Annotated in this window: 19 protein-coding genes, 1 tRNA gene and 1 pseudogene; 14 read left to right on the top strand and 7 right to left on the bottom strand. The window is 65.0% G+C overall.

Annotated features, from left to right (window positions below):
• Window positions 1–2: 2 nt before the first annotated feature.
• From QOL82_RS05250 to QOL82_RS05230, 5 genes are all read left to right on the top strand, one after another.
• Window positions 3–653 carry a DNA-3-methyladenine glycosylase family protein gene (locus QOL82_RS05250; protein WP_283441275.1) on the top strand — a complete coding sequence of 217 codons (651 nt, stop codon included), beginning with the start codon at window positions 3–5 and terminating at the stop codon, window positions 651–653.
• Window positions 654–693: 40 nt separating this feature from the next.
• Window positions 694–1,674 carry an acetyl-CoA carboxylase carboxyltransferase subunit alpha gene (locus QOL82_RS05245; RefSeq protein WP_283441187.1) on the top strand — a complete coding sequence of 327 codons (981 nt, stop codon included), beginning with the start codon at window positions 694–696 and terminating at the stop codon, window positions 1,672–1,674.
• On the top strand, window positions 1,634–3,046 hold the full coding sequence (gene tilS / locus QOL82_RS05240) for a tRNA lysidine(34) synthetase TilS (RefSeq protein WP_283441186.1): 1,413 nt from the start codon (window positions 1,634–1,636) through the stop codon (window positions 3,044–3,046). The genes QOL82_RS05245 and tilS overlap by 41 nt, the downstream gene beginning before the upstream one ends.
• Before the next feature lie 269 nt (window positions 3,047–3,315).
• The gene (locus QOL82_RS05235; protein WP_283441185.1) at window positions 3,316–4,566 is read left to right on the top strand and encodes an aspartate kinase; all 1,251 of its coding nucleotides are present in this window, start codon (window positions 3,316–3,318) and stop codon (window positions 4,564–4,566) included.
• 88 nt (window positions 4,567–4,654) lie between these two features.
• Window positions 4,655–4,748 (top strand) — tRNA-Ser (locus tag QOL82_RS05230).
• Window positions 4,749–4,867: 119 nt separating this feature from the next.
• Here QOL82_RS05230 and QOL82_RS05225 read toward each other — a convergent pair.
• Window positions 4,868–5,965, bottom strand: a complete 1,098-nt coding sequence (locus tag QOL82_RS05225; protein WP_283441184.1) for a substrate-binding domain-containing protein — start codon at window positions 5,963–5,965, stop codon at window positions 4,868–4,870.
• A 192-nt stretch (window positions 5,966–6,157) separates the two neighbouring features.
• Here QOL82_RS05225 and QOL82_RS05220 point away from each other — a divergent pair, with 192 nt between their 5' ends.
• Window positions 6,158–6,967 (top strand): ABC transporter substrate-binding protein, encoded by an 810-nt coding sequence (locus tag QOL82_RS05220; protein ID WP_430438438.1) that lies wholly within the window; start codon window positions 6,158–6,160, stop codon window positions 6,965–6,967.
• Window positions 6,968–7,074: 107 nt separating this feature from the next.
• On the top strand, window positions 7,075–7,695 hold the full coding sequence (locus QOL82_RS05215; protein WP_430438446.1) for a pyridoxamine 5'-phosphate oxidase family protein: 621 nt from the start codon (window positions 7,075–7,077) through the stop codon (window positions 7,693–7,695).
• A gap of 46 nt (window positions 7,696–7,741) precedes the next feature.
• Here QOL82_RS05215 and QOL82_RS05210 read toward each other — a convergent pair whose 3' ends face one another.
• Window positions 7,742–9,979 (bottom strand): DUF6351 family protein, encoded by a 2,238-nt coding sequence (locus tag QOL82_RS05210; RefSeq protein WP_283441182.1) that lies wholly within the window; start codon window positions 9,977–9,979, stop codon window positions 7,742–7,744.
• Between the two features lie 497 nt (window positions 9,980–10,476).
• Window positions 10,477–10,749 (bottom strand): hypothetical protein, encoded by a 273-nt coding sequence (locus tag QOL82_RS05205; protein WP_283441181.1) that lies wholly within the window; start codon window positions 10,747–10,749, stop codon window positions 10,477–10,479.
• Window positions 10,750–10,756: 7 nt separating this feature from the next.
• Between QOL82_RS05205 and QOL82_RS05200 the strand changes: the two genes are divergently transcribed.
• The 5 genes and pseudogenes from QOL82_RS05200 (at window position 10,757) to QOL82_RS05180 (ending at window position 13,733) form a co-directional block, all read left to right on the top strand.
• The gene (locus QOL82_RS05200; protein ID WP_283441180.1) at window positions 10,757–10,939 is read left to right on the top strand and encodes a hypothetical protein; all 183 of its coding nucleotides are present in this window, start codon (window positions 10,757–10,759) and stop codon (window positions 10,937–10,939) included.
• Between the two features lie 107 nt (window positions 10,940–11,046).
• Window positions 11,047–12,357: pseudogene (oxlT, locus tag QOL82_RS05195) on the top strand (oxalate/formate MFS antiporter).
• A gap of 48 nt (window positions 12,358–12,405) precedes the next feature.
• Entirely contained in the window at window positions 12,406–12,891 is a 486-nt protein-coding gene (locus tag QOL82_RS29230; RefSeq protein ID WP_430438437.1) for an IS1/IS1595 family N-terminal zinc-binding domain-containing protein, read from the top strand.
• Window positions 12,892–13,079: 188 nt separating this feature from the next.
• Window positions 13,080–13,229, top strand: coding sequence for a hypothetical protein (locus tag QOL82_RS05185; protein ID WP_283441179.1), 150 nt, complete (start codon window positions 13,080–13,082; stop codon window positions 13,227–13,229).
• 63 nt (window positions 13,230–13,292) lie between these two features.
• Window positions 13,293–13,733 (top strand): DUF2721 domain-containing protein, encoded by a 441-nt coding sequence (locus tag QOL82_RS05180; RefSeq protein WP_283441178.1) that lies wholly within the window; start codon window positions 13,293–13,295, stop codon window positions 13,731–13,733.
• Between the two features lie 18 nt (window positions 13,734–13,751).
• Here QOL82_RS05180 and QOL82_RS05175 read toward each other — a convergent pair whose 3' ends face one another.
• The 3 genes from QOL82_RS05175 to QOL82_RS05165 all read right to left on the bottom strand — a co-directional run bounded on the left by QOL82_RS05175 (window position 13,752) and on the right by QOL82_RS05165 (window position 15,784).
• Entirely contained in the window at window positions 13,752–14,786 is a 1,035-nt protein-coding gene (locus QOL82_RS05175; RefSeq protein ID WP_283441177.1) for an RNA methyltransferase, read from the bottom strand.
• A gap of 84 nt (window positions 14,787–14,870) precedes the next feature.
• Window positions 14,871–15,380: an SRPBCC family protein gene (locus QOL82_RS05170; protein WP_283441176.1), complete on the bottom strand. Its 510-nt coding sequence runs from the start codon at window positions 15,378–15,380 to the stop codon at window positions 14,871–14,873.
• A 200-nt stretch (window positions 15,381–15,580) separates the two neighbouring features.
• Window positions 15,581–15,784 carry a hypothetical protein gene (locus tag QOL82_RS05165; RefSeq protein WP_283441175.1) on the bottom strand — a complete coding sequence of 68 codons (204 nt, stop codon included), beginning with the start codon at window positions 15,782–15,784 and terminating at the stop codon, window positions 15,581–15,583.
• 158 nt (window positions 15,785–15,942) lie between these two features.
• On the opposite strand from QOL82_RS05165, the gene QOL82_RS05160 reads away from it, so the two are divergent.
• Together QOL82_RS05160 and QOL82_RS05155 are read left to right on the top strand one after the other, a co-directional pair.
• Window positions 15,943–16,878 carry an MYG1 family protein gene (locus QOL82_RS05160; protein WP_283441174.1) on the top strand — a complete coding sequence of 312 codons (936 nt, stop codon included), beginning with the start codon at window positions 15,943–15,945 and terminating at the stop codon, window positions 16,876–16,878.
• Between the two features lie 57 nt (window positions 16,879–16,935).
• Complete coding sequence (locus QOL82_RS05155; RefSeq protein WP_430438436.1) at window positions 16,936–17,655, top strand: SDR family oxidoreductase; 720 nt, start codon at window positions 16,936–16,938, stop codon at window positions 17,653–17,655.
• Window positions 17,656–17,694: 39 nt separating this feature from the next.
• On the opposite strand, the gene lpxO is transcribed toward QOL82_RS05155, so the two are convergent.
• Window positions 17,695–18,594, bottom strand: a complete 900-nt coding sequence (lpxO, locus tag QOL82_RS05150) for a lipid A hydroxylase LpxO (RefSeq protein ID WP_283441172.1) — start codon at window positions 18,592–18,594, stop codon at window positions 17,695–17,697.
• Window positions 18,595–18,637 lie beyond the last annotated feature (43 nt).

Below are 18,637 nucleotides of genomic sequence, written 5' to 3'. Positions count from 1 at the left end.
GCATGGGGCAAAGCACACCGAAAGAAACGCAGCTGTCCGTGCCTGTCTACTGGGAGGACGCCAAGCAGGAACTGATGAAGCGCGACCGCATCATGCGCCGGATCATCCCGATGTTCGGGGACCTGCACCTGGTGGGCCGCGGCGACCCGTTCACCACGCTGGCGCGCTCCATCGTCGGCCAGCAGATCTCGGTCAAGGCGGCGGCGACCGTCTGGCAGCGGGTGCTGGCGGCCTGCCAGCAATGCACGCCGGGCCACATCGTCAACACCGGCCCCGAGCAGCTGGCCGCCTGCGGCCTGTCGCGCCGCAAGACCGAATACATCCTCGACCTGGCCGACCACTTCCTCGCCGAGCGGGTGCATGCAAGCCTGTGGGAAGAGATGGAAGACGAAGCGGTCATCGCCGAGCTGCTGCAGATCCGCGGCATAGGGCGCTGGACGGCGGAGATGTTCTTGATCTTTAACCTGCTGCGCCCTAATATCTTGCCGCTTGACGATGCCGGCCTGCTGCGCGGCATCAGCACCAATTATTTTTCCGGCGAGCCGGTGTCGCGCAGCGATGCGCGCGAGGTCTCCGCCAACTGGGAGCCGTGGCGCACCGTCGCCACCTGGTACATGTGGCGTAGCCTCGATCCAGTCCCGGTAGAATATTGAATCCCCCATTTTTCCGCCTGTCGAATCCCAAGGAGCCACGGTGAGCAAGGTAACATTTCTCAACTTCGAGCAGCCAATCGCGGAACTCGATTCCAAGATTGAAGAGCTGCGCTTCGTCCAGGATGACTCCGCCGTCGATATTTCAGAAGAGATCGAGCGGCTGTCGCGCAAGAGCCAGCAGCTGACGAAGGACATCTACGCCAAGCTCACGCCGTGGCAGGTCTCGCAGATCGCCCGGCATCCGCAGCGCCCGTACACGATGGACTACGTCAACGAAATCTTCACCGATTTCCACGAACTTCACGGCGACCGCAGCTACGCGGACGACCTGTCCATCGTCGGCGGCCTGGCGCGCTTCAACGGCCAGGCATGCATGGTCATCGGCCACCAGAAAGGCCGCGACACCAAGGAGCGGGCGCTGCGCAACTTCGGCATGCCGAAGCCGGAAGGCTATCGGAAGGCGATGCGCCTGATGAAGCTTGCCGAAAAATTCAACCTGCCTATCTTCACCTTCGTCGATACGCCGGGCGCGTTCCCGGGCATCGACGCCGAAGAGCGCGGCCAGTCCGAAGCGATCGGCCATAACCTGTACGTGATGGCCGAACTGAAGGTGCCGCTGATCGCCACCATCATCGGCGAAGGCGGCTCAGGCGGCGCGCTGGCGATCGCGGTCGGCGACGCGGTGCTGATGCTGCAATATGCGACCTACTCGGTCATTTCGCCCGAAGGCTGCGCATCCATCCTGTGGAAGACCTCCGAGCGCGCGTCCGACGCGGCCGAGGCGCTGGGCCTCACCGCGCACCGGCTCAAGGCGATGAACCTGATCGACAAGATCATCACCGAGCCGCTCGGCGGCGCCCACCGCGATCCCAAGCAGATGGCGGCGATGCTCAAGCGCGCGCTGGCCGATTCGCTGCGCCAGTTCCAGGGTATGAAGCCCCGCGATCTGATAGCGGCCCGGCATGAAAAGCTGATGAGCTATGGCAAATTCAAGGAAATCTCGCAACCCGAGCAGGAATAGTCCCGGCAGCCTGGAACAGGCATTCGAACGCGCGCTGGCGGACATCGCCGCGCGCGTTGCCATTTCCGGACCCGAGGCGCGCATCGGCGTCGCCTTCAGCGGCGGCCTGGATTCCAGCGTGCTGCTGCAGCTTGCGAGCCGTTATGCGCAGGAACATCATCTCGCGCTGACCGCCTTCCATGTGCACCACGGACTAAGCCCGAATGCCGACGCCTGGCTGGCGCATTGCGAGCGGGCTGCGGCCGCGTGCGGCGTGCCGCTGGTGTCCAGGCAGGTCGACGTCAGCGATCATGGCGGCCGCGGTGTCGAGGAGGCCGCGCGCATCGCTCGCTACCAGGCGTTGGGCGAGATGTGCCGGGAGCAGGGCTGCAAGCTGCTGCTGACGGCCCACCACCAGGACGACCAGGCCGAGACGGTGCTGCTGCAGCTGGTGCGCGGCGCCGGGCTGCCCGGCCTGTCGGGCATGACCGCGCTGCACGTGCGGCATGAACTGATCGGCGACGGCGTGAGCCTCGGAAGGCCGCTGCTGGGCGTCGGCCGCGCGGCGCTGGAACAGGCGTGCGAGGCGCTTGGGCTGGAGCACATCGACGACGAATCGAACGGCGACCTGCGCTACCGCCGCAATGCGCTGCGCAACGCGGTCGCCCCGGCGCTGGAGCAGCATTTCCCCGGCTTTGCGGCGCGCGTGGCCCGCAGCGCCGGGCATGCGCAGGCAGCCCAGTCGCTTTTGCAGGACCTGGCCGAAATCGACCGCGAGCGCTGCCGGGCCGCGTCCTGGAGCGACCCGCTCTACGTGCCCGAGCTGAAAACGCTGGCGCCGCGGCGCACGGACAACCTGCTGCGCCACTGGCTTTACCTGAACCGGGTGCAGCTGCCGAGCCAGTCGCGGCTGGAGGAAATCCGCAGCCAGATGCTGGACGCGGCCGATGACATGCACCCGTTCTTCGATTTCGGCGCGATGGTGCTGCGCCGTATCGGCAACCGGCTCGAACTGCATCCTCGCCTGGGAACGCCGCCGGACGACCCGATCGCGCTGCAATGGAATGGCGCGGACCCGATTGCCGTGCCCGCCTGGCGCGGGACGCTGGTGTTCGAGGCCGGCGATGGGCTGGGCCTGTCTCGCGAGGCGCTGTCCCGCCACCCGCTGATGCTGCACCGGCGCGCAGGCCAGGAAAGACTGAAGCTGGCGGCCAACCGGCCGTCGCGCAGCCTCAAGGCGCTGTACCAGGAAGCCGAGATCGCGCCGTGGCGCCGGCTCTGGTCGCCGCTGCTGTACCTGAATGGCGAGCTGGTGTTCGCGGCGGGGCTGGGCATGGACGTGCGGCACCTGGTGATGGGCGAGAGCGTGGCGCTGCGATGGGTGCCGGATTGACAAGCGCCGGGCAGTTTCTCCCCGGCGCATAGGGCCTGCTGGGCCTACGGCAGCGCGGCATGGCCGGATAGCCAGTCGCTGCCGGCCACGGAAAACATCCCCGCAATATGTTCCGGCAAGCACGCCGGATCAACGCCGGATGGCCGGTACAGGCACTTTCAACGTGCTCGCGGCGCAGCGCCAATCCGTGCCGCACGGTCCCGCTTCTTGTCAGCCTCTACCACGGCCTGTAAAATCGCCCCTTTTGTTCGCCCAACCAGCATACTTCCATGGCATTAATCGTTCACAAATACGGCGGCACTTCGATGGGCTCGACCGAGCGCATCCGCAACGTCGCCCGGCGCGTCGCCAAGTGGCATGACGCCGGCCATCAGATCGTCGTGGTGCCATCGGCCATGTCCGGCGAGACCAACCGGCTGATCGGCCTCGCCAGGGAAGTCATGGCCGAGCCCGACCCGCGCGAACTCGACATGCTGGCCTCCACCGGCGAGCAGGTGTCGGTGGCGCTGCTGGCGATGGCGCTCAAGTCGATCGGCAAGGACGCCGTGTCCTACGCCGGCTGGCAAGTGCCGGTGCGCACCGATTCCTCGTTCACCAAGGCCCGGATCGAGTCGATCGACGACGCCAGGGTGCGGCGCGACCTCGACGCCGGCCGCATCGTCATCATCACCGGCTTCCAGGGCGTCGACGCCGACGGCAACATCACCACGCTGGGCCGCGGCGGCTCTGACACCTCGGCAGTGGCGGTCGCAGCGGCGCTGAAAGCGGCCGAATGCCTGATCTACACCGACGTCGACGGCGTCTACACCACCGACCCGCGCGTCGTCAGCGACGCCCGCAGGCTGCGCACCGTGACCTTCGAGGAAATGCTGGAAATGGCATCGCTCGGCTCCAAGGTGCTGCAGATACGCTCGGTGGAATTCGCCGGCAACTACCGGATGCCGACCCGGGTGCTGTCCTCGCTGACCGACCCGATGATCCCGCTGGAAGAGGAAGCGCGTTCCGGCACCCTGATTTCGTTTGAGGAAGATACACACATGGAACAAGCCACCATCACCGGCATCGCGTTCAATCGCGACGAAGCGAAGATTACCGTCATGCAGGTGCCGGACCGGCCAGGCATTGCCTACCAGATCCTGGGCCCGATCGCCGATGCGAAGATCGACGTCGACATGATCGTGCAGAACCAGGGCGTGGACGGCAGAACCGACTTCACCTTCACCGTCCCGCGCAATGAATACAACCGCGCGATGGAAGTCCTCAACAGCAGCGTCAAGGCGCACATCGGCTCCGGCAACATCGTCGGCGACACCAAGGTGTCCAAGGTGTCGGTGGTCGGCGTCGGCATGCGCAGCCATGTCGGCATCGCTTCGCAGATGTTCCGCACGCTGTCGGAAGAGGGCATCAACATGCAACTGATTTCGACGTCGGAAATCAAGATCTCGGTGCTGATCGACGAGAAATACATGGAACTTGCCGTGCGCGTGCTGCACAAGGCTTTCGAACTGGAAAAAGCCTGATTTAACCCTGTAGTTCCATTGACCAAGTCCCTGCCAGAAGTTAATATGCGGGACTTCGTTGGACGGACATGCAAGACCGTCAACGCGTGGAGACGTGGCCGAGTGGTCGAAGGCACTTCCCTGCTAAGGAAGCATACGGGCTTAAACCTGTATCGAGGGTTCGAATCCCTCCGTCTCCGCCAGAATTGGTATGACAAACAGCCGCTTACGAGCGGCTTTTTTTTGCCCTAGCCCAGCGCGTCCGATTCCCCGCACGACCAGCCCTCATTGCTTCGCCGATTCGGCGCCCCTGCAGCCCATTTCAGGCCTTGGGCTTGCGAAACGCATACCACGGCATGGCCTTGCTCAACGCCACGACCTCGCCGGTCGCAGCGGTGTCGTAGCCGGGCAGGTTGCCGATCGCATCCTGCCAGTGCTTCTCCTGCAAAAGCTCGCGCAGCCGGATGACCGCCGGCGACTCCAGGGTTTCCTTGAGGCAGACAAAATAGTATTGCTCACGGGCCAGCGGGATGAAGTCCAGGCCGAAGCGGGCGGCCGCGGCCTGGATCCCGATGCCGGCGTCCGCTGCGCCGGAGGCGATCGCGGCGGCGACGGCGAGATGGGTCGACTCGGTGGTGTCGTAGCCGGTGACGGCGGCGGGCGCAATGCCTTCCTGCTGCAGCCATTGGTCGATCTCGAGCCGCGTGCCGGACCCCGGCTGCCGGTTGACGAAGCGGATGTCGCCGCGCTTCAGGTCCGCGATGCCGCCGATGCGCTTGGGATTGCGCGCGGCCACCATCAGGCCCTGCTGGCGGGTGACGAAATTGATCAGCTTGTGCTTGCCGGGCTTGAGCAGTTTCTTGAAGGCCTTTTGCGCAAGCGTCCCGGGAGCGCGCTCCTCGCTGACATGGAAGCCGGCCAGCAGGCAGTCGCCCCGCGACAGCGCAGCGAGCGATTCCATGCTGGAGCGGAACTGCAGGTTCAGGTGCAGCTTGGCGGTGCGCGCCATGAAGTCCTTCAGCTCCGACAATGCCAGGTCATGGCTAGCCTGCAGCGACAGCACGTGGGCGCCGGGATCGAAGGCAAGCGCGAATTCGCGCTCCATCCCGGCACGCAGGTTTTCCAGTTCCGGAAGGGCGCGCGCCTTGACGCGCTGTTCCGCGAACAACAGCTTCTCGCCGAATCCCGACAGCCGGGCGCGCTTGCCGCGATGCCAGACCACGAGGCTGGCGCCGAGCTGCGTTTCCCATTTCCGGATCAGGCCCCATACATGGCGGTAGGACAGGTCCAGGTCCTGCGCCGCCTGCGTTACCGAACCGCTGCGGTGTATCGCCGCCAGCGTGTCGAACAGCGGGTTGTCGAGCTGGGTCCCGGCGGTCGGTTCGGTGGAAAAAGTGTAGCCGACAGAGATGTGCAACATATGCAAGGGCATTCATATTGTGGCGGTTGGATGTGGTGCGTACCATAGCATGGCGACAACAAATGGGCGGCATGCGATGACGCCTGCGGCGCTGCCGCGCGCCCGTCGCCGGGAGAGCAATGCCCGGCCCGCTTCATCCCTGGCGGGATGGGCCGGCACACAAAAAAACGAACTTCATCGAAGGAGAAATGCATGCCGAATCTGAAACGACGCCTGCTGATGGCCGGATTGCTGGCGGTGGCGGCGCTGCCGGCGCTGGCGCAGGAAGTCATCAAGCTTTCCACCACGACCAGCACAGAGAACTCGGGCCTGCTGAAATACCTGCTGCCGGCATTCGAGGCGAAGAGCAATATGCGCGTCCATGTCATTTCGGTGGGCACCGGCAAGGCGCTCGAGATGGCGAAGAATGGCGACGTCGACGTGACCCTGGTCCATGCGCGGCCGTCGGAAGACAAGTTCGTCGCGGAAGGCCACGGCGTCAACCGGCGCGACGTGATGTACAACGACTTCATCATCGTCGGCCCGACGTCCGACCCGGCCGGCGTCAAGGGCGGCCGCGACGTGCTGAAGGCATTGAAGAAGATCACTGACAGCAAGGCGAAATTCATCTCGCGCGGCGACAATTCCGGCACGGACCAGATGGAGAAAGCCTACTGGAAGGACGTCGGCGCCAGGCCCGAAGGCAGCGCCTATGTGTCTGCCGGGCTGGGCATGGGCGAGGTGCTGAACATGGCTGCGGAAATGCAGGCATACACGCTGACGGACCGCGCAACCTATGGCGCTTATCGGGCCAAGACCGGCCTTGCGATCGTCGTCGAGGGCGACCCGAAAATGTTCAACCCGTACGGCATCATCGCGGTCAATCCGGCCCGGCACAAGGAAGTCAATTACAAGGGGGCGATGCAGCTGATCGACTGGATCACGTCCGATGAAGGCCAGAAGAAGATAGCCAGCTACAAGGTCGATGGCGAGCAGCTGTTCTTCCCGTCGGCGAATAAATAAGGCATGCGGCGGTTTGAACGAAAAGGGGTGCAGCCTGTGCGCAAGGTCTGATAACGTTGGGCGATGTCCTGTCCAACCACCTTGCACGGAGCATTGCCTTGACCGAAATAGATCACCGTTACCAGGTTTCCGATATCGCCGCGCTGGAAGCGCTCTACGGCGCGCCGATCGCGGCGTCCATCAGGAAGGAGGCGGACCACGTCCATCCGCTCTACCGGAAGTTCATCGAGGCGTCGCCATTCGCGGTGCTGGCGACCAGCGGCCCGGAAGGACTCGATGCATCGCCCCGGGGCGACCCGGCCGGGTTCGTGCAGGTCCACGATGAAAAGACGCTGCTGCTTCCCGACCGCCGCGGCAACAACCGGATCGACAGCCTGCGCAACATCATCCGCGACCCAAGGGTCGCGCTGATCTTCCTGATCCCGGGCATGGGGGAAACCCTGCGCGTCAACGGGCGGGCCGCGATACAGACCGACCCGGCGCTGCTCGCCTCCTTCGCGATCGACGAAAAGCCGCCGCGCTCGGTGCTGGTGGTGCATGTCGATGCGGTCTACTTCCAGTGCTCGCGCGCCATTCTCCGTTCGCAGTTATGGAACCCGGAACGTCATATCGAACGCACTGCGCTGCCCAGCGCCGGGGCCATCCTCGAAGCCCTGAGCCAGTCGGACATCGATGGCCGCAGCTATGACGCAAACCTGCCGGAACGGCTGAAGTCGTCGCTGTACTGACGCCGCCGGACCGGGCTGACAGCCAGGTCCGGCATGGCATTGCTCCCTACTGCTGCGCCGTCACATCGAAGATGCGATTGGCAGCAGACGGACCGACGGACGGCCAGGTCACCACCCTGGTCTGGCCAACGCCCGGCTTGGTCCAGTCACAGGTGCCGGACGGGAAAATCGCATTCAGGCGGGCGAGTTCCGGGCCGCTGAACGTGACCTTGTAGTCCGCTGCGCTGACCGGCTTCAGCTGGCACTTGAAGACATTCGCCGCCAGCGGGCCGCCGGCCTGGTACCTTGGCATCGTATAGGACGGGAACAAGGTGTTGCAGGTCGAGTCGTTGACGCCCAGCGTCTGCTTCTCGGCGATGAACTTCAGCGAAGGGTCGAAGCAGCCGTCCACTGCGGCAGCGGGCTTGTTGCGCAGGACCTTCTCGATTGCGCTGCCGGCCGCCTTGTCCGCGACGATCTTTTCCATCCACTGCTCGAAGGTCGAGATGGCAAGCGCATTGCCGGTCGATATCGGCGCCGTCGACGGCCCGCCGCGCCACATCACCTGGTTGTCGGCATTGCCGTTGGCCTGGATCAGCCGTTCACGCACGGCGAAATGCTCCCACTGCATGTGGTAGTTGGACGTGTCTTCCGAATAGATCGCCGTCGTGTCCATGATGGGCAGCGAGGCAAGCCCGCCGCTGCCCGACAGCATCAGCCCGGCCTGGTAGGCGCGCTGCATCGCGCCCGCATTGCCCACGCTGCGCGCCGGCACCGGGTTGGCGTCCGTGTCGAAGCCGCCCACAGACTCGTTAAGGTCGAGGAACTGGGTCGGCGTGATCGCGCCGGCGTTCAATGCGCTCAGGCCGTACTGGACGCCGACGTTGTCATACGGGCGCAGCGCATAGCTCGACGCGCCCGAAGGGTCGAGCGGGTTCCTGGCCTTGCCGTAGATGTTGACGCTGGCGTCGAACACCGTGGGCCGCGCGCCGGCAAAGTTCGGGCTTGCGCCGGTCGGGTTGTACCGCAGGGCCGTCGGGACCGCCGCATTCCAGACCGCCGGCGCATAGTTGCCGACGCCCGGGAAGGTCGGGGCGCTTCTGCCCGGCACGGGGTCGGTGCGGCCCATCTGGTTGCCGTTGGCGACCAGGGTGAGCGGGTTCGCATAACCCGACACGGCGGCCTGCTGCGCGGACGTGAAGGTGGCTGCGGAGCCGGAGCCGCCGAGGAAGTAATTCGACAGCAGGTGCGCATCCATGCCGGACATCGCAATCGCAAGCGCATCTGGGAAGGTGGCGTCGACAAACACGCCGTCGAACAGGCCGGGGAAGGCATCGGCAAGCTGCAGGCTCGAATAGGCGCCGCCGGACGTGCCGACCGTCATGGTGAAGGCGGGGACGCCGTAGCGCTCGATGAAATATTCCTTGGTCATCGTCGCGGCTTCGCCGGACAGCACCGCATTGCAGCTGTTGGTCGGATGGTTCAGCGTATTGGACGCGACTGCATAGCCGCGCGACAGCCAGGTGTCGTTCAGCGGGTTGTATCCCCATGCGCCGCCCTGGATGTACCAGCCGCCGACGCAGCCGGTGCCGTGTCCGTAGACCAGACGGCCGTTCCAGTTGCGCGGACGGGCGGTGGGCGAGGGGTCGCTGTCCTTCGACGGGTCGAACAGCATCGTGATCTGGCTGATGCCGCGGTCGATGGTCATGGTTTCGACACGGACGATGTAGGGCACGGTTTCGCCGCTTGCCTTGGTGATGGTTGCCAGGTCCGCCGGCAGCGCCTTGGGGTCGGGCAGCGGCTTGAAGGTATTGGCGCTGCTGCGGTATGCATACTGCACGTTGGTCGGCGCGGAGCAGGTGGGATCGTTCGGCTGGCCTTGCAGGCGGGTTCCGTCCGGCAGCGCAAGGGTGGCGGTCTGGCAGATGAAGGGCGTAATCCGCGGACCGGAGAACATCGGGCCGACGATCGGATAGTTGGTGAGCTTCAGCGCCGCGGGGCTGCCGCCATAGGTCGCGGTCAGGTTGTTGTCCCCGTCCTTCAGGCCGCTTACGAGCCCGATCATGTGGCCCGGATTCGCCGGGTCTGCCTTGAATGCGCTGCTCACATCGGCATCGTTGAGCACCACCTTGAGTGCGGGCGCCGCAGTCCCGGCCGGCACCGCAGGCAGGTTGATGTCGACCAGCGCATTGCCGCCGCTGACATACTCGGCCCGCGACGACAGCAGTGTTGCGGTGGGCGCCGCGATGGCAGGCGTGTTGGATTCGTCGTTACTGTCGCTGCCGCCGCAACCCGCAATGATCAAACAAAGACTGCCAAGCACTGCGCCCGATACGTGTCTCCGTAATTGAAACGATTTCATTGTGTCTCCAGTTATTGATGTCATGTCCGGTTCGATTCCAATGCCGAGCTTCCCGGGTGTTTGTCCCTGCCTTGCGAATGAAGCAGGGATCTTTATCGTGATTGACAGGCAGCCGTGAATTGGCAGGCGCATTAAAACCAATGCGCGTTCAATTCATGACGGCCTATTGAATTGACTATCGATTGAAGATTTAATTCGCAATGCGCAGGAAATAATTCGAGCCGCTATCCAGATGGACCGAATGGACGAATTGCGGAATGAAAGCGTTGCGCTCGAAAACGGCCTTGCAGGACCCGAATGTGACCTTCCGCATCGTGCCATTCATTGTCCGGCATAGCGTCCCGCAATGAGTAGCCGGCGAAGAACGGAAGGACGCATCCAATTGCCGCAGGCCGCGGATGGGCTTATGCGGAGTGCGCCAGATGGGATCTGCAAGCTCATCAATTCAAAAAAATTTTGGTGTTCGCGTTAGCTGTTGGCGATGCAAGAAGCGCCAGATTCCAGGGGCGCAAACAGCCTTCACGATGTTTTGCCATTGCCTGTTTTTGACCAACACGTAACGCTATCGGCGACCGCCGCGTAGTCAAAAAAACCATTTCCTTAAATTGACCGCGGTCAATTACCCGGCCAGTTCCAACTTCTATCTTCCACCCCATGCAGCAACCGCCAAATACACAGTTCATACCCCGCTGGGTGATTTTTATTTTCGTCATGAGCGTGATGGAAGCCGTTGGACTTTGCATCTATTTCAAGGTCAGTTTGCCCGACCCTGAAGTGGTCAGCATCGAGCAGCTGTACATGGATGCGGAGCATGCGCCTGCCGCGGCCGCGGCACAGCCCGGCTGCGAGCAATGCCCGCTGCTGGCAAGGTCTCCGCAGCATGTGCCGCTCAGGCGCCGGTAGGCAGCTAACGACGAATCACTCAACCATCGATGACGCAGCAGGCGCATGAGGCGCATGCAGGTGGATTGCCGCAACAGCTTGACCAAAACATAATCATGGAGACTGAAATGACGCAGAAAATACCTGAAGCACCGGGCAGCAGGCGCTACCCGAATCGATGGATGCAGCTCATCATCGGCATCGTATGCATGGGGCTGGTCGCGAACCTGCAATATGCATGGACACTGTTCGTCAGTCCGATGGAAGCCAAGAACCACTGGGGGCTGCCGGCGATCCAGCTCGCGTTCTCGATCTTCATCGTGGTCGAGACCTGGCTCGTGCCGATCGAGGGCTGGGCAGTGGACAAGTTCGGGCCGCGGCCTGTGGTTGCCTTCGGCGCCCTGATGGCGGGACTCGGCTGGGTGATCGACTCGTATGCGTCGAGCCTGGTGATGCTGTATGCCGGCGCGATCATTGCGGGCATCGGCGCCGGCTGCGTCTACGGCACCTGTGTCGGCAATGCGCTCAAGTGGTTTCCCGACAAGCGCGGCCTGGCGGCCGGGCTCACCGCAGCCGGCTTCGGCGCGGGCGCTGCGGTAACCGTGATCCCGATCGGGAACATGATCCAGTCCAGCGGCTACGAGCATGCATTCCTGTTTTTCGGCATTGCGCAGGGCGTCATCATCTTCATCCTTTCGCTGTTCCTGGTGCGGCCGGTCATCCGGCCCGGTGCGGTCCCGGTGCCGCGCATCGTCGCCACCAAGGCCGATTACACGGCCGGGCAGATGATCAAGACGCCGGTGTTCTGGCTGATGTACCTGCTGTTCGTCGCGGTCGCGGCGGGCGGCCTGATGGCGACCGCGCAGATCGGGCCGATCGCGAAGGATTACGGGCTTGCCAATCTGCCGGTCAGCGTGTTCGGCCTCACGCTTCCGCTGCTGACGATGACGCTGTCCATCGATAATCTCTGCAACGGCTTCACCCGTCCGCTGTGCGGCTTCATCTCGGACCGCATCGGCCGCGAGAACGTGATGATGATCGTGTTCATCGGCGAGGGGCTGGCGATGCTGGGCCTGATGAAGTTCGGACACCACCCGGTGGCCTTCATGACATTCGCCGCGCTCATCTTCCTGTTCTGGGGCGAAATCTTTTCGATCTTCCCCGCTATCTGATCAGACACGTTCGGCGCGCGGAACGCTGCCGCCAATGCGGGCACGCTGTATACTGCCAAGGGCACGGCGGCCATCCTCGTGCCGCTGGCGTCACTGCTGGCCGTGCATGGCAACTGGGACCGCGTGTTCATCGTCGGCGCGGTCATCACGATAGGCGCCGGCATCCTGGCACGGACGACGCTGGCGCCGATGCGCAAGCGTTGCATTGAAGAGTCGAATGGCAAAGTTGAAAAGGAAGAGCTGCGGCGCACCAAGCAGTATGCATGACGTTGTCGTCGATGCGCGGCGCCAGCGTGCGCCGCGGGCCTGGCGATGATGAGCGATTCTGCGTCAGGCGATGGCGGCGACCGGGAGAGCCGGACGCCGCCTTCCGCAGAAGCCGCACCGGCCGCGCAGGGCCGCCTCTGTCCGCACTGCGCCAGCAGCAATGTGCAGCGCTGGGGCGCATCGGGCGGCTTGCCCCGTTACCGGTGCGGCGAATGCCAGCGCACCTTCAATCCCCTGACCGGCACCAGCCTGGCCCGCCTGCGCAGCAAGGACAAGTGGTTCCTTTTCCTGCATACGGTCTCGCAGCAGAAAAGCATACGGAAGAGCGCGGAAATCTGCGGCGTCGACAACACCACGGTGCTGCGGTGGCGCCAGCGCTTCAAGGCATGCAACGAGGGCGAGCGGCGATCCATCCTGCTTGCGCTGACTGAAACGTATTCCACATCGTTGCAGGGCTTGCAGGAAGCGGCTGCCGAACATGCGCCTGAACAGGCGATCGAACTGATCCTCACCATTCTGGGCTGGCTGGGCTGAACGCCGGGGCGCTTCCGCGATCTGGCCTTGTGGCCGACCGCCGCGACAGGCCCGCCCATCTCACGGCTATCCGTCATTCTTCCCGCAACACCTTATACTTGCGTGTCTTTCGCCAGCCGGCGCATTGTGCGGTCCGCATCGGCTGCAGCGCTGGCACAGCCAATCTTCAAGGAATCCGGGAATGCATGATGAGTGAAATGCCAGGCAGCGCGCTGCACCTGGTCGCAGGCATCGGCGAACTGGTCGATACGATCAAGGGCATCTTTCACGGCTTCGGCGAACTGTTCCAGGCGCTGCGGGCCATCCTGCGCCTGCTCGGCACGCTGGCCGGTGGGTGAGTGCGCACCGGCAGTTCGCGTGGCGGCCGGTCCGCATTGTCGCAGTCGACCTGAGGGCGAGCCGTGTTTCCGTTAACTAACCTGACCGACGTCACCCACCTGATCCAGCTTGCGATTGCGCCGGTGTTCCTGCTCAATGCGGTGGCGTCCATCATCGGCGTGCTGATCAACCGGCTGTCGCGCGCGGTCGACCGGATTCGCGTACTGGACGAACGGCTGAGCAGGGCCGGGCCGGGCACCGAGGCGCGGGACGAGATGGAGTTGCAGGTGCTGCGCCGCCGGCTGTGGCTGATCTACCTGGCGCTGACCTGCGAGGTGCTGTGCGCGCTGTTCGTCGGGCTGCTGATCGCGGCCGGCTTCGTCGGCGCCGTCCTCGGCGCCAACGTGTCGCTGGGCATCGCCTGCCTGTTCGTCTTCGCGATGGCCGCGTTCATCGTCGGCCTCACGGTGTTCCTGCGGGAGATCTTCCTTGCCGTGGTCAGCACGCGGGACCGGATGCGCTGACGGGGTCGAGCGCCGCGCTCAACCCGCGCGGCGCAGCGCGATCACCTGGGCGCCGGACCCGGCTGCGCGCGCCCGCAGCTGCCCGCATCCGCCGTCCACGTCCTGGCCGGCCGAATCGCGCAGCTTGGTCAGCACGCTGCGACCATGCAGGACACGGGCAATGTGCTGCGCCTTGTCCCAGCTGGGCCGCCTGAACCGCAGGTCGGGAATGGTGTTGTAGGGGATCATGTTGAGCACCGCGTACTTGTCCTTGAGCAGGGCGACGATGCCGTCGATCTCGTCGTCGCCGTCGTTGACGCCGTCGAGCAGCGTCCACTGGTACTGCACCGGATGATGGGTCAGCCGCGCATACCGCTCGCCCAGCTCGACCAGTTCCGATGGCGTCATCCGCGGCGCACGGGGCAGCAGCAGTTCGCGCAGCGCCGGCTTGGTCGTATGCAGCGACAGCGCGAGCGCCGGCTTCACGAGCGCCTGCGGCAGCCGTTCGAAAACCCGCGGATCGCCGACCGTCGAGAACACCAGGTTCTTGTGGCCGATATTGCCCTCGGTGCCGAGCAGGGCGATCGCGTCCATCACGTTGTCGAGGTTGTGCGCGGGTTCGCCCATGCCCATGAAGACCACTTTCCTTACCGGGCGGATGGTCCTTGCCAGCGCGACCTGCGCGACGATCTCGCCGCTGCTGACCTGGCGGATCAGCCCGCTACGCCCCGTCATGCAGAACTGGCAGCCGACCGCGCAGCCCACCTGGCTGGACACGCAGACGCCGCCGCGCGGCAGCAGCACGCTTTCGATCGTCTGGCCGTCGGCCAGGCCGACCAGCAGGCGCGCCGACGTGTCGTCGGTCGAATGGGATGAAATCAGGCGGACGATGCTTCGCAGCTCTTCGTCGATGGCCGGCAATGCAGCCCGCAGCGGCTTGGGCAGGAAGTCGTCGGGCCGGCGCCGGCCGCGGTCGTGCGGCAGCGCCTGCAGCCAGTCGCGCAGCACTCGCTGCTCGTGGATGGGCAGGGCGCCCAGGCCGCGCAGGCGCTGGCGTATCGATTCAATCTGCATGTGGCTGTGGCGCGTCCGCTGCCGGGCGCGCTCGTAAAATCCGGGGACGCACATTATTGCCCGGAACGATGCAGCCGGCCAGCCTCAGTTCGTGGGCGCCGCCTTATCCGACGTGCCGACATCGCCGTAACCCTCGCTGCTCTGCCGCGCCGGTTCGCTCGGCTGCGGCTGCGCTCCGCCGCCGGCAGCCGCGCCGGCGCCTTCCAGCATCTGCTTCAGGCGCTGCAGGTTTGCCTCGACCTGGCGGGAAAGCGCGTCGGCGGCGTCGCCCGCGGTGGTCGCTTCGGAGTCGATGGTGAAGCTCACGCGCACATTGTCCGCGCCCTGCGCCTGGACCTCGAAGCGGCCGGTGCTGACCGGGCCTTCGACATTGCGCCATTCGATCAGCTGGTCAGGCTTGCGGTCGACGACTTCGGACTGCCAGTCATGGGTATGCTCGCCTATCCGGGTGGTCCAGCGCACATGGGTGTCGTCGACCTGTTCCGCCGATTCGACCTCGTCCATGAAGCGCGGGTAATCCTCGAACCGGATCAACTGGCTGTAGGCGACCTGCGGCGGGACCTTGATATCCACCGATTGCTGAATCCTTGCCATCTTTATTCTCCTTGGTGCAAGGGCCGGCGGACGACCCGTCGCGGAGCCCGGCCTTGCGCAGCCAGTGAGAGCAGGGGTTGGGCGACTAGTTGCGTATGAATGCAGCTGGCACGGGTTTGGACAAACCCCGGCGCTGAATGCGGGGCAGGGCGCTGGACGATGCATGCCGAAGGCCAGGGATCTGGCCTCTTGCCGCGGCCTCAGGTGCCGAAGTAGGTGCCGAGGCTGCCGTCCGGGTTGAACGTGCGCTGTGCGCTGCGCTGGGTCGGCCCGGGCGCCTGGCGCTGCGTTGCGTTCGACGCGGTGGTGTCGCTGGCCTGGTAGGGCTTGCTGCGCAGGCCCGTGCAGCCGGTGGCTGCAAGGCTGAGCATGACGACGGCGGTGGCGATGGCGATGGTTTTCATTGACGACTCCCGGCGCCGCCGCAGCGGCAGGACAAGGCGGTAGGGTTCATTGTAGCGGCGGCATTTCCCGGCGTATTGCGCAGCCTCGCCCCGGCCAGCCGCTTGCCCGGTAGAATGAAGGGCGCCATTTCGGCCATCTTCCTTCCTTTCGGTCCTTTATGATCATTGCAACACACTCCGGAAAATTTCATGCTGACGATGTCTGGGCCGTCGCCGTGCTGGACCTGGTTTTCCCCGGCAGCGAACTGGTCCGCACCCGCGATCCCGCGCTGATCGAAGCGGCCGATTTCGCCGTCGACGTCGGCGGCATCTGGGACCCGGAGCGCGGACGCTTCGACCATCATCAGAAGGGCTTCCAGGGTGCGCGGCCGTCCGGCGTGGTGTATGCGAGCGCGGGCCTGGTCTGGAAAGCCCATGGGCCGCGCTGCGTCAGCCTGCTGGCAGAGCAGCGCACCGGCCACAGCCTGACGCCGGAACAGGCGCGCGAAATCGCCGCGGCGATCGACGGCGACGTGGTGCAGTACCTCGACATGTCCGACACCGGCGCGGCGAAAAACGCGCCGGGCGGATACGGGCTGTCGGCCATCATTTCCGGCTTCAACCCGGGCTGGCTCGACGAGCAGACCGCCGGCAGCGCCGCGGCGGCCGATGCGATCAGGCTCGAGCGCTTCCGCCGGGCGATGGAACTCGCGGCCGACATCATGGCCAACGGCGTTGCCTACCGCGTCGGCGCGATGCTCGCGGTGCAGCAGGTGCGGCAGTCCGAGCGGATGGAAGGCGGCCGCGTGCTGTTCCTGGAAAACAGCGCGCTGCCGTGGGCCGGCATCGTCCGCAACGAAATGCCCGACGTCCTGTTCGTGATCAGCCATAGCCTGGCGGACCAGCGCTACATGATCCACACGGTGCCCACCAGCAGCGACACCTTCGACGCCCGCAAGGACTTGCCGACGCCATGGGCCGGGCTGCAGGGCGAGGGCCTGGCCGCCGCGACCGGCGTGCCGGATGCCGTGTTCTGCCACAACAACCTGTTCATAGCCGCATGCAAGTCTTTTGACGGCATACGCGAAATGGCGCGCCAGGCGCTGGCCGCCTAGCCGGCCGCCTGTGCCGGCTGCGCTGCTTGTGCCGCCTGTGCCCTAACGTGGAGAGAAATGATGAGTGCAATCAAAGTCGTCCTGACCGGACACAGCCGCGGCCTCGGCGCGGCAATCGCGGCCGAACTTTCCGGCCGCGGCATTCCCGTGCTGGCGCTGGCCCGCAAGCGGGGCGCGGACATGCAGGGCGTGACGCAAGTGGCGCTGGACCTGTCCGACACGGCCGCGTTGTCTGGCTGGCTGGCCGGCGGCGCGCTGGAGTCCTTCCTTTCCGGCGCGGACCGGGCGCTGCTGATCAATAACGCCGGCATGCTGCAGCCGGTCGGCCCCTTGTCCAGCCATGCGCCGGCGGAAGTGGCGCATGCGATCGGCCTGAACGTGGCCGCGCCGCTGATGCTGGCCGCCGCGGTGGCCGCGATCGACGGCGCGGACCGCAGGGTTCTGCATGTCTCGAGCGGAGCCGGGCGGAATGCGTATCCGGGCTGGGCGGTCTATTGCGCCAGCAAGGCAGCGCTGGACCACCATGCCCGCGCCGCGGCGCTGGACCAGTCGCCGGGACTGCGCATCGTAAGCCTGGCGCCGGGCGTCATCGACACCGACATGCAGGCCCAGATCCGGGCTACCGACGTCGAACGCTTTCCGCTGCGCGACCAGTTCGAGGCGCTCAAGGCGAACGGCGCGCTGGCCAGCCCAGAGGACTGCGCGAAGCGGCTGCTGGACTTTGCGCTGAGCCCGGCGTTCGGCGCGGCCGCAGTGGCCGACCTGCGGGACTTCTGATTCTTCGGGCGCCCGGCCGGCGACCGGGACGGCCGCGGGTCAGCCGAAGATGATCCAGGCCGCCACCGCGGCGATCAGCAGCGCGCGGACGATGTAATAGACGGTGCGGTTCCAGGCCTTGAAGCGGCGCCGGTACTGGCCGGCATGCCAGAACACCCGGAACACCTTGTTGATGCCGCCGGTCTGGTCGCCGGTTTCATTCGGCGAGCTGGCCGCGGTCATCACCGTGCGGCCCAGCCACTTGTTGATCACCTGCGCCCAGCGGTAGCGCATCGGCCGCTCGATGTCGCAGAACAGGATCACCCGGTTGCTGCTGCCCTCGTTCTTGGCCCAGTGGATGTAGGTCTCGTCGAACACCACCGCCTCGCCGTCGCGCCAGCTGTAGCGCTGGCCGTCGACATCGATGAAGCAGCTGTCGTTGTTGGGCGTGACCAGGCCGAGGTGGTAGCGCAGCGAACCGGCGAACGGGTCGCGGTGGCTGTTGAGCTTGGCGCCGGGCGGGAGTTCGGCGAACATCGCGGCCTTCACGGTCGGGATGCTGCGCAGCAGCGCCACCGTGTTCGGGCACAGCTTTTCCGCCGACGGATGGCTGGCGTCGTACCATTTCAGGTAGAACCGTTTCCAGCCGGTCTTGAAGAAGGAGTTGAAGCCGGCGTCGTCGTTCTTCTGCGCCGCGCTGATCTTCTGCAGTTCGATCAGGTTCAGCGCCTCGGCCCGGATCATTTCCCAGTTCTGCTGCAGCGGCAGCAGCTCCGGGAAGCGGCTGGTCGGCAGGTAGGGCGTCGCCGGCACGCCCGAAAACATGTGCATGAAGGTGTTCAGCGGCGAGACGAACGACGAATGGTCGAAGATCTGCCGGAAGAACGGAAGGCGCACCCTGCCGCGGAAATGAATATGCAGGATGGAAAGCACGTAAATCGTGATGATGGTCCACTTCATGGCGGCGGGCAGAGTAGGGTGAATTGGATGGCGCGCATCGGGC

The organism is Noviherbaspirillum suwonense, from assembly GCF_900182955.1.
Lineage (GTDB): Bacteria > Pseudomonadota > Gammaproteobacteria > Burkholderiales > Burkholderiaceae_D > Noviherbaspirillum_A > Noviherbaspirillum_A suwonense.
This window is presented reverse-complemented; position numbering and strand designations above follow the sequence as displayed.